General features: G+C 27.4%; 13 protein-coding genes. 10 read left to right on the top strand and 3 right to left on the bottom strand.

Annotated elements, in window-relative coordinates; genetic code table 11:
- Positions 1-110: 110 nt before the first annotated feature.
- Together thyX and BBIDN127_RS06995 are read right to left on the bottom strand one after the other, a co-directional pair.
- Positions 111-911: an FAD-dependent thymidylate synthase gene (thyX, locus tag BBIDN127_RS07000; RefSeq protein WP_014023255.1), complete on the bottom strand. Its 801-nt coding sequence runs from the start codon at positions 909-911 to the stop codon at positions 111-113.
- A 217-nt stretch (positions 912-1,128) separates the two neighbouring features.
- Positions 1,129-1,950, bottom strand: a complete 822-nt coding sequence (locus BBIDN127_RS06995; protein WP_014023254.1) for an OMS28 family porin — start codon at positions 1,948-1,950, stop codon at positions 1,129-1,131.
- A gap of 522 nt (positions 1,951-2,472) precedes the next feature.
- Here BBIDN127_RS06995 and BBIDN127_RS06990 point away from each other — a divergent pair.
- The 10 genes from BBIDN127_RS06990 to BBIDN127_RS06945 all read left to right on the top strand — a co-directional run bounded on the left by BBIDN127_RS06990 (position 2,473) and on the right by BBIDN127_RS06945 (position 13,190).
- On the top strand, positions 2,473-3,351 hold the full coding sequence (locus BBIDN127_RS06990) for a complement regulator-acquiring protein (protein ID WP_014023253.1): 879 nt from the start codon (positions 2,473-2,475) through the stop codon (positions 3,349-3,351).
- Between the two features lie 206 nt (positions 3,352-3,557).
- Positions 3,558-4,358, top strand: a complete 801-nt coding sequence (locus BBIDN127_RS06985) for a complement regulator-acquiring protein (protein WP_014023252.1) — start codon at positions 3,558-3,560, stop codon at positions 4,356-4,358.
- 258 nt (positions 4,359-4,616) lie between these two features.
- Complete coding sequence (locus BBIDN127_RS06980) at positions 4,617-5,474, top strand: complement regulator-acquiring protein (protein ID WP_014023251.1); 858 nt, start codon at positions 4,617-4,619, stop codon at positions 5,472-5,474.
- A 247-nt stretch (positions 5,475-5,721) separates the two neighbouring features.
- Complete coding sequence (locus BBIDN127_RS06975) at positions 5,722-6,516, top strand: complement regulator-acquiring protein (RefSeq protein ID WP_014023250.1); 795 nt, start codon at positions 5,722-5,724, stop codon at positions 6,514-6,516.
- Positions 6,517-6,750: 234 nt separating this feature from the next.
- Positions 6,751-7,449 (top strand): complement regulator-acquiring protein, encoded by a 699-nt coding sequence (locus BBIDN127_RS06970; protein WP_014023249.1) that lies wholly within the window; start codon positions 6,751-6,753, stop codon positions 7,447-7,449.
- A gap of 182 nt (positions 7,450-7,631) precedes the next feature.
- Entirely contained in the window at positions 7,632-8,393 is a 762-nt protein-coding gene (locus BBIDN127_RS06965) for a complement regulator-acquiring protein (protein WP_014023247.1), read from the top strand.
- A gap of 272 nt (positions 8,394-8,665) precedes the next feature.
- On the top strand, positions 8,666-9,331 hold the full coding sequence (locus tag BBIDN127_RS06960; RefSeq protein WP_014023246.1) for a complement regulator-acquiring protein: 666 nt from the start codon (positions 8,666-8,668) through the stop codon (positions 9,329-9,331).
- A 427-nt stretch (positions 9,332-9,758) separates the two neighbouring features.
- Complete coding sequence (locus tag BBIDN127_RS06955) at positions 9,759-11,015, top strand: complement regulator-acquiring protein (protein WP_014023245.1); 1,257 nt, start codon at positions 9,759-9,761, stop codon at positions 11,013-11,015.
- 169 nt (positions 11,016-11,184) lie between these two features.
- A complete protein-coding gene (locus BBIDN127_RS06950; RefSeq protein ID WP_014023244.1) occupies positions 11,185-12,057 on the top strand; it encodes a complement regulator-acquiring protein in 873 nt (290 codons plus the stop codon).
- Between the two features lie 167 nt (positions 12,058-12,224).
- Positions 12,225-13,190 (top strand): complement regulator-acquiring protein, encoded by a 966-nt coding sequence (locus BBIDN127_RS06945; RefSeq protein WP_014023243.1) that lies wholly within the window; start codon positions 12,225-12,227, stop codon positions 13,188-13,190.
- Between the two features lie 250 nt (positions 13,191-13,440).
- Here BBIDN127_RS06945 and BBIDN127_RS06940 read toward each other — a convergent pair whose 3' ends face one another.
- On the bottom strand, positions 13,441-13,647 hold the full coding sequence (locus tag BBIDN127_RS06940; protein ID WP_014023241.1) for an Lp6.6 family lipoprotein: 207 nt from the start codon (positions 13,645-13,647) through the stop codon (positions 13,441-13,443).
- Between the last annotated feature and the right edge of the window lie 116 nt (positions 13,648-13,763).

The following is a 13,763-nucleotide window of genomic DNA, read 5'->3' as shown; positions in this document are numbered from 1 at the left end:
TATACTAATAAACTCTTATTATTAATGCCTCTTTTATATTTTATAACATTTAATTTTAAATTTACATTGTCAAAATTCTTATATCTAAAAAATACTAAACCCTTAAAAAATTAATCAATTCCTAGCTTATCTTTTAATAGCTCCAATTTTTTAGCATCCATATTAAGCTTATTTAAATCTAAAGCGTTAATAATTACTGCTATCTCTTCACCAGAAAATCTCTTTCCCCTTAAAAAATGATTTTCAAAACTGTTAAAAGCCGTGGGTACAATTTCTCTTACTATACTTACCAATGCTTTAGCATATTCGCGCATTTCTTTTGGGGAATTCTCTTTAATTTCTTTTGGACTGTCTAAGGCTAATCGCAACTTAATAAAATGAAAAAGATTATTTAAATCAATTTGCCAATACCATTCAGTATATAAACTTAAAGGCAAAACTATTCTTGAGAGCTCTTTTGGAATATTAGAATTGATCATATCTTGATAAAGCTCATAAGAATGTTTTTGATGATGTTTTATTTTGTCTGATAAACTTTTTTCCAAAGGTTTAAATTCTATTTTAGATTTATTATTAAAAATTTTACACTTTAAATCTTCTTCTAAAGGAACATAAAATTCCTCTCTTGCCAAGCTGTAGCATCTAGAAACTTCATTAATCCTTGCGGTTCTATGCCTCATCCATTGCCTTGCAATAAATATTGGGGCTTTAACATGAAATGTAAAAACTACCTGCTCCAATGGGCTTGTGTGCCCATTTCTTATTAAATAATCAATAAGTTCTTCATCTTTTCTTTTAACACTCTCTCCTCGATAAGAAATCCTTGCTGCTTTAACTATTCGCTTATCATCTCCCATAAAATCAATAAGCTTTAAAAACCCATTATCCAAAATTTTATATTCTTTATTCAAAAACTAAGCTCCTCGCTTAAGGCGAATTTATTAACCTTTTAAGAATGTAATTAATACAATTATTCAAGTGAATATAGAATGTAAATATTATATCATAAACAACCTTAATAGGGGATTTAATATTGATCTTAGTAAAATAAAAAAGGCAGAAGCTATATAATTAGCTTCAAACCTTTTTGCTTTAACCTCTAATTATTTATAAATCTGTATAATCTAACTATCTCATATATAAAGAAATGGTCATTACTTTTGCAAGATCTCTTGCACCTTGAGCCACCTTAACAACATTAGAAATAGCCTTTGCAACATCTTTTTTTGCTACTGCTTGATCCTTATTTGATGGATTTAAACCATTAACCATATTGAGAACTTTTTGAGCCTCTTGAACTGTTTCATCTAAAGCCCTTTCAGAAGCCATTAAAGTTTCTTTAACTTGCTCTACTTTAGCAAATTCTTCTTTTGTCAACTCCAATTCTTTATTATTTGGAGATTTATTTGACATTATTTGCTTTTCTATTAAAAATGTTGCTTCCCCGGCAACAGAAACAGCCTTTTGGGTTTCTTGAACAGCCTTTTTAGATATTTCAACAACTTTGTTTGCATCCTCAGCAGCTATTCCTGAACACTTTGCCACAATAGTTGCTTCTCGTGATGCAACAACAGCTCCTTTGGCAACATCTGAGATTAAAGACATTGAACCTACAAACTTTTTAACTACCGCTGCATCATTTGACTCTACCAACTCAAGAGATGATTCTCTAACTCCCTCTAATTTAGTAGTAACATCTTCGGTTACCTTGCTAATAGTATCTAGAGCTTGATCAACTTGATCTTTTTGATCTAAGTTTTTATTATCTTTTTGATCTAAGTTTTTGTCCTCTTTTTGATCTAAGTTTTTGTCCTCTTTTTGATCTGGTTGTTCTAAAACATTGGATTGAGACTTGAGAATATTTACATTGTTAGAATCTGCAAACACATTTAAATTTACAAATCCAAACAATAATCCATTAATTATTAAATTACTAAATATTTTAGTCATTATTAATTCTCCTTATTTAAACATTTATTTTTAATATTTTAAAACATAACTAAATTAGAATCAATACATATTTGTATAAAAACATATAATTAACTTTTTTAATTAAAAATGACTTTAAAAAGATAAGGCTTTTAACAAAAACTAAGCACTCAGAATTTTCATTAAAATGGGGAGAACGGTGTTATTTTATAATATTTAGATTTATTATTATAAAATAACACATGAAAAATATAATGCAATCATCAGCAAAAACAAGACTACCGGGGAATATTTTTAAAATTAATAAAAAGCAAAATGTAAAACATTAATATTAACTCACTACCAACAAATTTAAAAACTAAACAGAAAATTTTTGAGTTTTAAGAATATTTTAAACGTTTTATTTATTAAATTTTATTTTAAATAAATAAAACAACCGTTGAAAATTAAAGAAATTGAAATATATTTATATTAGAAATAAAAAATATTGAGCTTGCCGAATAATAACTAATAACGAATGATTAATTTTTTAAGGATTACTTTTTGAAGAAAAACACAATTTGGAAAAAATTAAAGCTGTTTCAAATAACTTTACTGGTCTCATGTTCTTTTTATTCTAAATCAAACAACACAGAAGCAACAAGCGAATTGCAACCAAACCTCATTGAAGTTAAAAGCTTTGGCGTTGAGAAAGCAGTAAATCTCAAAAAGAGGCAAAATTTACAACAAAGCCAGCTTTTAAACGATGAAAAGGAAGCGATAATTAAAAAAATTGCACAGGAATTTGATGAGAATGAAAAATTCATTAAAAAAATAAATTCAAATATCGAGATATTTACTCAAAAAAAAACCACAGATATTAAAAAAATCGAACCAGTTGATCAATTTGGAATAAACATTGCCGCATTCCCAGAAAAACAAGACATGAACATTGATTACATGTTAAAAAACAATCGGAGTAGAAGATTGTTTTACTCATCTTTAAATTACAATGAAAATAAAATCAAAAAATTAACAACAATACTTACACAAACATCAAGCTCAACTGGATACCATTACACACTTATTGGTTTAATTTTTTGGACAGGATTTAAGATCCAAGAAGCATTTGAAGGCGCCGTTAATCTTTTAACCAAAGACGAGCAAAGACGTCTAATGTTTAACTTTAGAACAAAAACGGTAAAAGGGATTCAAGAAAAACTTGAAAAACTAATACAAGAGAGAAATTCTTGGATAAAAACTATTGATAACATTATTGGTGAATATGACAACAATATGGGGGGAGCCAAAGCTGATGGAAAAATTTTAGGAGAAATAATAAGGGTTAGATACGAACACAAATTCAATCCAAATGAAAGTATGCAAATTTTAAATGATATTAAAACGCCGCTAAACACCTGTTGTGACCACATACACTACTAATTAGCGGTGTGTGTGGAATAGCGTTGTTACAAATTAAGGAGATTAGAAATATTGGAAAAAACTTAAAAACATAAAATATAAATTTATTTTTTTAATACTAAATAATAATATTGTTATCCAAAAGATCTTAAAATACAGTTGTATTATTTTGTATTAAAATCAACAAACATTAATTTTAACTTATAAATATGCACAAGGAGATTATTTTGACAAAAAATAAACCAAATAGTATTAAGCTTAATATCATTGCAACAATACTAACTTTAATTTGCATTTCATACACTGTTAATCCAACTAATCCAAAAGTAAACAGCCGAACCGATATAAAAGAAAACTTCAGAGATTTTGAAAATGAATCTGAAAATCTAAAGTCTTTAAAGCAGCAACTTAAAAAAGAAACTACAGCCTCAAAATTAGAAGCAATTGGCAAGAAATTAGAAGCTCAAAAAATTGAAGAAACTACAAAAATAGCTAACATTGCTTCTGCACAAGCTGATTTCATAGAAACTCTTGATAATAAAATCCAACCCGAATATTTCAAAAAAGAAAAAGAAGAAGCTAAAAAAAATGTAAAAATGCAAATAAAACGAATGATTTACTCATCTTTAAATTACGACACAACAAAAATAAAGAATTTAAAAGACATTCTTTACAGCATTATAGATAAGGATGAAGGGAAGCACAAAAATATAGCTTTGAAATTCTTTTATAAAACAACAACAGATATTCAAGCACATCTAGAAAATCATTTACAATTAATACAAACCAAATCAAACTCTTTAACCCCAAAAGAATTAGAAGAGCTACTAATACGCTCAGAATCTAGCTTAAAGCTAAAAGAAAAATTTGCAAAACAGTTAATAAAAACTGTTGAAGAAATGAAAACCCACCCAGCATTAATTGCCACGGATTATCCGGTAGATGGCATAGCACTGCACATAATGGACAATTACAATTACACTATCGATGAAATTATTCAATATAACCAAAAAGAATTAAATAAATAAAAACTTAATACAAGCAACAAATAAATGTTGCACTTGATATTTTTTTCTAAAAAGAGAAGTTAATTCTTCTCTTTTTTTTTTTAGACTTACAATCTAAATCCGAATAAATCTACATAAATCCAAACTAAACTCAACAATAAATTTAATCTGCAATTATCAAATAAGAATATTGTTATTTGATAATTGTTGCAATATGATTATATTATTAATTTGTATTAGAATTAATAAATACTGGTTTTAATTTATAAGGAGAGTATTTTGACAAAAGCCAACCCAAATATAATCAAGCTTAATATCATTGCAACAATATTAACTCTAATTTGCATCTCATGCACTGTTAACCCAATTGACCCAAAAGTAAATGACTACACCAATTCAAAAGAAAACACCGAAAATTCTGAGAATGCATCTAAGGACTTTACATCTTCAAATCAAAAATCTACAAAAGAAACTATAATCTCAAAATTAAAAGAATTTGGCAAAAAAATAGAAGCTCAAAAAATTGAAGAAACTAAAAAAGTAGGTACCCTTACTAAGAGCAATTTAGCAGATAATATTGGGGTTTACCCCGTGTCTTATGATAAAAAAGCTATAGAAAAACTTAAAAAGACTTTAAAAACTCCATTAATCACAATAGATGAAAAAATTCAAGAAGCTGAAAAACTACAAATAGAGCAAATAATTCAATCATCTTTAAATTACGACACAACAAAAATAAAGAATTTAGAAGAAATTCTTAAAACACTCAAAAATGGCAACACTGATGAGGAAAATGTAATCAGATCATTGCTTTACAGCAAAGCTCTGGGCATTCAACAACAAATAGACAATCATTTAGAATTAATAAAAGAAGATAAATTAAACACCCTAAGCGAAGAAATATTAAAAAAGATACTAATACACGTAGAATTTGACTTAACACTAAAAGAAAAGTTTAAAACAACCTTGAAAAAAACTGTTAACGAGGTTTACAAAAAAATTCAATACTCTGAAAATAACGAAAAAAAAGATTATGTATTAGAGCACATAATTAACAATTTTCAAATATTTGATTATTTTACTTACGATGCCAAATCTAAGCAAGAAAAATTTAATGAATTAAAATCAATAATCTAAAGAAAAAATAATATATTGCACTTAATGTTTTAAAAAAGAGAAGTTAATTCTTCTCTTTTTTTTTAGGCTTAAATCTAAATCCAAATAACCGTTTAAATACAATTAAATCCAAATTAAGGCCAATAATAAATTCAATCTTTAAATATTAAATAAGAATATTATTATTTGACAATTATTACAATATGGTTATAATATTATTTTGTATTATAATTAATTAGTATTAGTTTTAACTTATAAGGAGAGTATTTTGACAACAACTAAACTAAACGCAATTAATCTTAACATCATTACAGTGGTATTAACTTTAATTTGCATCTCATGTGCACCTTTTAGCAAAATCGATCCCAAAGCAACTGGAAATACTAAGCTTAAAAAAACCTCTAAGCTTAATAAAAATACCAATCTGGAAAAAGCTCAAAACCCTGAAGATGCCTCTGGGGACTTTAAGCCTTCCGATCAAGAATTTATTAAAGCTGAAGAATCAGAATTAAAAGAAATTGGTAAGAAGCTGGAAGATCAAAAAAAAGAAGAAACTACACAACTGACTAAAATTGCCAAGGAAGAATCTAGCCTCTTGGATCCTTATATTAGTGCTCATGGCGGACTAGCTAACGATGAAGATAGAATACTTTTAAAAAGAATGCTTTATTCGATCCTAGACTATAAAAAAGAAAATATAGAGACATTAAAAGAAATTCTTAAAAAACTTATATGTAATTCTGAAATTGATCCTAAAATTTCTGGAATATTCCTTCATCGCACAACGCGAGGCATTCAACTACAACTAGAAAATCACCTAAAATCAATCAATGAAAAACTGGGCACTCAAAGCAAAGCAAATTCAAAAGAAGATTTAAAAGAGTTGATAGTACGCGTAAAGACTGACTTACAGCTAAAAGAAAGGTTTAAAAAAGCCTTAAACGAAACGCTTGAGGCTTACCGTAAAAATACTAATAACATTAAAGACAATAAAATACTAGCAGAACACTTTAATCAATATTTCAAAGAATTTGATACTTACAGACCACCTATCTCTAAATAATCTTTAAGAAAAAAGAATATGTTGCACTTGATATTTCAAAAAGAGAAGTTAATTCTTCTCTTTTTTTTTAGACCCATAATCTAAATCCAAATAAATCTAATCTAAAAATAGCAATTAATTTAATCTTTTAAATATTTAACAATAATTAAACCACTTGACAATTGCTACAATATAGTTATATTATTACCTTGTATTATAACTAATTAATATTAGTACTAATACAAGGAGAACATTTTGAAAAACGCTAACCTAAACACAATTAAGCTTAATATTATTGCAATGATATTAACTTTAATTTTTATTGCGTGTACACCTTTAAATAAAATCGACCCTATTGAATATAAATCTGGGGACTTGGGGCTTTCCGATCAAAAATCCACAAAAGATATAATCTCAGAATTAAAAGAAATTGGTAAATACCTGGAAGATCGAAAAAATGTATACTATGAACAAATAGCTACAATTACTGCTGAAAAATTTGATTTCCTGGAAACTTTTACAATCGCCCCCATTCTTATTGATGAACATAACCGAACGATAATGAAAAGAACACTTTATTCATCTTTGTATTACAAAAAAGAATATATAAATACATTAAAAGAAATTCTTGAAAAACTTAACAACAATCCTAAACACACAACAATACTTTCAAGATTTTTTAATTTTTTCTTATTGAGAATTCAAACCAAACTAGATCAGAATTTGGAATCAATACAAAAGGGAGTAGACAATCTAGACCAAGAAGAAGCTAAATCATTGCTAACGAACATAAAATCCAATTTAAATCTAAAAGAAAGCTTTCAAGAAACCTTAAACTATACTATGGAGGCTTACAATAAAAATACCGACAACATTAAAAACGATACAAATAAGCTAGCAGAACATTTTAATAAATATTACGAAGACGATTTTAGCTTATTGCCTGTTTCTTAATAATCTTTAAGAAAAGAATATGCTGTACTTGATATTTCAAAAGAGAAGTTAATTCTTCTCTTTTTTTTTTAGGTTTAAATTTCAAATAATAAAATTTATATTTTAACATATTGAAATATACTTACATGATTAACCCACATTAAAATTAATAAATATTAATTTTAAGTTATAAGGAAAGTATTTTGACAACAACTAAACTAAACGCAATTAATCTTAACATCATTACGGTGATATTAACTTTAATTTGCATTTCGTGTGCGCCTTTGAGCAAAATCGATCCTAAAGTAAATGAAAGCACCAATCCGAAAAAACGCACCAATCCAGAGAAAATCGCTCAAAATCCTGAAGATGCCTCTGGGGACTTTAGGCCTTCCGATCAAGAACTTTTAGAAACTATAATCTCAGAATTAAAAGCAATTGGCAAGAAACTGGAAGATATAAGAAAAGAAGAAGATACGCAAATAGCTAAAATTGCCGCTGAAAATTTTGATTTCCTAAACACTTTTAAAGTCAGCCCTTCGGATACTATTGATGAAAGTATCCAAATTAAAATAAAAAGAATTATTTACTCATCTTTAGATTATCAAAAAGAAAAAATAGAGACATTAAAAGAAATACTTGAAAAACTTAAAAAAAATCCCGAAAACTATAATATAGTTGGGAGGTTGCTTTACCACATATCAGTTAGTAATCAATTCCAAATAGAGGAGGATTTAGCATTAATACAAAATGAAATAGACAATTTAAACCTAAAAGAAGCTAAATCATTACTAATGCGAATAAAATCCAACTTAAAGGAAAAGAAAAAAATTAAAAAAACCTTAAACGAAACTCTTGAGGCTTACAATCAAAATGATCAAGACATTAAAACCAATGAAGAAAAGCTAGCAGCACATTTTAATAAATATTACAAAGACTTTGATACTTTAAAACCTCTCTCTTAATAATCTTTAAGAAAAAGAATATGCTGCATTTGACATTTTAAAAAGAGAAGTTAATTCTTCTCTTTTTTTAGGCTTAAAATTTAAATCCAAATAAATCCAATTAAATCCAAACTAAAAATAATAACAAAATTAATAAAAATTTAATCTTTTTAAGATTTTTAGATTAAATATTAAATAAGAATAATGTCAATTGACAATTGTTGCAATATAGTTATAATATTAATTTGTATTAAACTTAATAAGTATTAGTTTTAATTTATAAGGAGAGTATTTTGACAAAAGCCAAGCTAAATATAATCAAGCTTAATATTATTACTGTGATATTAACTTTAATTTGCATCTCATGTGCACCTTTGAGCAAAAGCGATCCTAAAGTAAATGAAAGCACTAATTCGGGATTAAAAGAAATTGGCAAGAAAATAGAAACTCAAGAAAATCAACACAATATGAAAATGGCCGAAATTATTAATGAAAAATCTGACCTTCTAGATACTTTTATCGACAACGATGCTGTACTGGTTATTGAAGATGACAAAATTCGGTTAAAAAAAATTATTTACTCATCTTTAGATTATCAAAAAGAAAAAATAGAGACATTAAAAGAAATTATTGAAACACTTAAAAAAAATCCCGAAAAAAACAACAGCATAATTCGATCATTCCTTTATAACATAGCGCTGGGTATTCAATTTCGTATAGAAACTAACTTAAAATCACTAAATGAAAAGCAAGACAATCTAAGCAAAGAAGACTTAGAAGAACTACAAAAACGCTTAAAATCTGACTTAGAGCTTAAAGAAAGGTTTAAAAAAACCTTAAACGAAACTCTTGCGGCTTACAAGCAAGATGATCAAGGAATTAAAAACGATGAGGTAAAGCTAGCAGAACACTTTAATCAATATTACAAAGACACTAATACTTTAAGGCCTCTATCTTAATAATCTTTAAGAAAAAAATAATATGTTGCACTTGATATTTTAAAAAGAGAAGTTAATTCTTCTCTTTTTTTTTAGGCTTAAAATCTAAATCCAACTAAACCCAATCAATCCAAGCTAAAACATAAAAATGTCTTTTGATTTTTATAAGAGTTTAAATTTAAATTAAAATAATTTGATATACATTTGTAATATGTAATAAAAATTATTTTATACCCCACTGCTACATTTTTATAAAAGGAGAATATTGTGAAATAATGTAAAACAAAAAAATAAGAAAATTAGACCTTTGCCAGATTAAAACATTTTTATTTATATTTATTGATTATTCTATAATTTGAACTAACTTTTTAATAATTAGTAATTAATTTTAAATTTTAATTAATTTTGATTATTAAAATTCATTAAAAAGAAATCGAGGAATAGTATTTTGAAAATCAAACCATTAATACAATTAAAGCTCCTGGGATTGTTTTTGTTTTCCTGTACAATTGATGCTAATCTAAATGAAGATTATAACAGCAAAGTAAAAGGAATGCTCAATCGCACAAAAGATGATAAAGAAAAAGCAGCGGTTAATACAAACCCCAATGTTGCAAAAAACATACCGGTAGTTGATAAAGTAGCAGCGGAGCTGAAAAAACAAGAACAAGTGACAGCAAAAGCTCCAGCAGCAAAAAACAAAGGATTGCAAAATCAACCACAAGTAGCAAAAGCAGCAAGACAGCAAACTTTAGGTTTTGGAGCAGATCTATCAAATCTTTCAAAAACAACAAATATAAACACAAGCATACCTACAGCGGGCATAACAAAAACAAAAGATGTATCACTGTCAACCCTGCCAATCATAAGAAGAACTACTCAAAAGGGTAAAGCTGCGCCTAAAGCTACAAGCACCTTTAGCGGCATAAATCACAAACCACCAGCATTTACCTTAAGTTACACCTTTAGCCAACCAACAAGCCAGCCAACAAGTCCAAGCATTGCCGTGCAAGCAACAACATCTTCTAGCGGGGACAGCAAATTACAAGAATTAAAAAATGAACTTATTAGAACAATTGCTGAAGAAAAAAATACTACACAAAACAACTTTGGATTTAGAGAAACTCACGATCAATTTAATATGAAAGATTCTGTATTTGAGCTAATAGATGTTATTTCAAATGGTAAAGTTTTTGACAGAAGTTACGCGCCAAAGCTTAGCTCCAACACACCAGAAGCAGAAAATGAAAGAAATAGATTATATGCACTTATGGATTTTGATCCAAGCAAAATCACACGATTTGGAGCAATAATGGACCTTCTTTACGATGAGGAGCAAAATCACAGCTTAATAAGAGAATTAATAATATCAGGGCTTGGAACACAAATTTCTTTTGAACTTGCATTAGACGAAATAAATAAAAAAATTGAAATCTTTAACCAGGATTACTTAAACACCAAAATTAACAGTTTCGATTTCACCTCTAAGCTAAACACACTCCAATCAAAACTAAATCAAATAGTAGATGAAAAAGACGAATGGGCAAGACACGCTTTTGAGCTTATTAATTATGCAGACCCTAATTATTACTCAGGCGACTCTAAATCTTTAGCAGAGTACATTCAAAACAACTACATAGACAAAATGCAAAATGCTCGCCAGTCTGTTCTTGAGACATACATTAGTATCACAGAGCTCAAATAGTTTATTTAAAAAACGAAAATAAACTATTTTACAACTATTTAATCAAAAGAAGAGATCTGGACTCTTCTTTTTTTTATTGTTCTATTTTAAATTTGAACTAAATTTAAATCATTAAGTATTAATTTTAAATAATTAAAATTACTTAAAATTTTTATTAAAGGAGTAAATTTTGAATAAAACAAAATTATCAATATTTATCACATTAGGGATACTGACATTTTTCTCTTGCGATCTAGACAATAAAAGCAGTAAAAACAATAAAATCAAAGTAGCAAGCTTTACAGAAACAAAATACGATGAATCAAATCTTCAAAAAGACATAAAAAAGGGAGCAAAAAAACAAAACCTTCAAAGATCAAAAAAAGACTTAAAAGCTTTAAATAAAGGGGAATCAGATCTAATTGACAAGCTCTTTGAGATTTTAGCAAGAGAAATGACAATAATAAAAAAAGAAAAACTTCAAACAGAAATACCCAGCCAATTTGGACTAAAAAATAGTATGTTTGAGCTACTCAATGTTTACAAAATTGACCCCAAAAATGGCACAAGGCTTCAAGAAAAAATGAACTCAAGCCTTAGAGAATCTCAAAAAATGAGAAGACAGTTTTATTCATCACTAAGCTACAACACCACTGACATTTTCAATTTAGCAGAGATTGTAAACAAGCTTTACAAAGACCCAAAAGCCCACGACATAATAAAAAAAATATCCGGGGGCATACGAATTCAACAAGGATTTGAAGTTGCGCTTGAAGACTTAGCAATTAACATGGACAAGCTAAGAGAAAATGATTTTAATAAAGATACTTTAGAAGAAATTTATAATTTAATTGTTGATTTTACCTTAATAAAAAAAGAATGGCTTAGCACAATAGAAACATTGATTAAAAGTTCAAATTCCACCTTGGAGCTACAATACAATACAGAAAAGCTAAAAGACCACATCGAGCAACTATACAAAGACAAAATGATTTCTCTTTGCTTGAAATCCGAGCAAACATTAATTTCTTTAGATATATTATTTAAATTTAATAATAAATAATTAAAAATTATTAAAAAATAAAACCTTATTCCCAAAGAGAGCCGTGGCTCTCTTTTTTTTTGAATTCTTTTTGCACAATAACAATTTTGAATTAAAGTTATTAATTGGGTAATTAAAATTATTAATTAATAATTAATTACTTAAAATTTTTATTGAAGGATAACATTTTGAAAAATAATAAATTAATTGCAATATTTTTATTGCATACATTAACTGTGCTAATTTTGCTTTCTTGCTCTCTAGAGGTAAAAGATGGTAATGAAAATAAAAAGCAGAAAAAAGAAAAGACAAAAATAGCAAAAACGGAAAACAATTCATCAAAAAATAAAAAGATGTCTAAAAACGGTAAATCAAAAATAGACAATCTGCTTGTTGCTATTAATACTTTAAAAAGTCCGCCAAAAATCTCAGCTGGCAATAAAAACAACCCCAACCCAGCAGCTTTAAAGCAAAAAAACAATCCCAACAATGCTAATGTTGCTCCAAAAAAAATATTAGATCCTGAGGCTACAGAGCTAATACAAAAAATATTAGATAGATCTGAGAATATTATTCAAATAGGCGAGATTGACTCTTACAAGGGTGAGCCGGATGACCAATTTGGAATGAAAGAAGAAATATTTAGTAAAATATTTTTCAATGCAAACTCAACAGTGCATTTTGACGAAAACGAATATACAAGTGAAAGAAGAATGCTTTACACGTCTTTAAATTTCGACGAAGGAAAAATTATAGAACTTGGGAAAATTTTATCAAAACTTTCTCAAGACTCAAACTATAGAGGTTTGGTTAAAGAAACCCTTATAAACAGAGGCTTTAGCATTCAATTAGCAATGGAAGAAATCAGCGCAAAAATACTAAACGTAAAAGACAAACTACAAAATCTAAACAAAGCTAATTTAAAAGCGCTCTACCACGATTTTGAGCAACTTACACCACTTAAAGAAAAATGGCTAAAAGACACAGATGATTTTATTAATGAGTACAATGCCAACAACGACTTACAAACCGACGTTTCAAAACTAAATGATGCCTTAAGATCAAAAAATTCAAGGGCTCAATTTGCAGACATTCACGATATAATTTTGAATTTAGTAAACACAACTACCAACATTCTTGCCCCAATTCAGTAATATTGGTTTTGCATTCAAAAAGGAAGAGGGTTTTAAAGCCCCTTTCCCTTTTTTATATTTAATTTTAATATACTATTTTAATTTTTCTAAATCAAAATAATAAATAATAAATCAATCCACTTAACTATTATTGAAAATTAAAAATCAAAAACTTTTTCAATAAATTTATTAAAAAAGTTTTTTAAAATAGTTACTAGTGTTGTACTTAACTAATTTAAATTAAATTAATTTAAATTAAAAGCAAATATTGTTACTTTTTCATTGGTTTTGCCATTGGTTTTGTCATTGGCTTCATATTTTTATCTGGCATTGATTTCATCATATTTTTATCTGGCATTGGAGCTGTAACTTTTGAATCTTCATCGCTAGTATTTTCCATCTCATCTGAAATTCTTGTAGTTTCGCAAGCAACAAATAATATCGCGCTTAAAAATATAGCGTACATTAATTTTATCATTGTTTATTCTCCTTCTTTAGAACTGATATTATATTAAAATATAATTTTGAAATAATCAATATCAATTGGTTTTTTATTCTAAATAAAAAAAGTATTAAATAATTCACAAACTATTG

The organism is Borreliella bissettiae DN127 (genome assembly GCF_000222305.1).
Classification (GTDB): domain Bacteria; phylum Spirochaetota; class Spirochaetia; order Borreliales; family Borreliaceae; genus Borreliella; species Borreliella carolinensis.
This window is presented reverse-complemented; position numbering and strand designations above follow the sequence as displayed.

Excerpts from the sequence above, each read along its gene's own strand:
- BBIDN127_RS06995 (WP_014023254.1), bottom strand. The coding sequence starts at position 1,950 with ATGACTAAAATATTTAGTAATTTAATAATTAATGGATTATTGTTTGGA.
- BBIDN127_RS06940 (WP_014023241.1), bottom strand. The coding sequence starts at position 13,647 with ATGATAAAATTAATGTACGCTATATTTTTAAGCGCGATATTATTTGTT.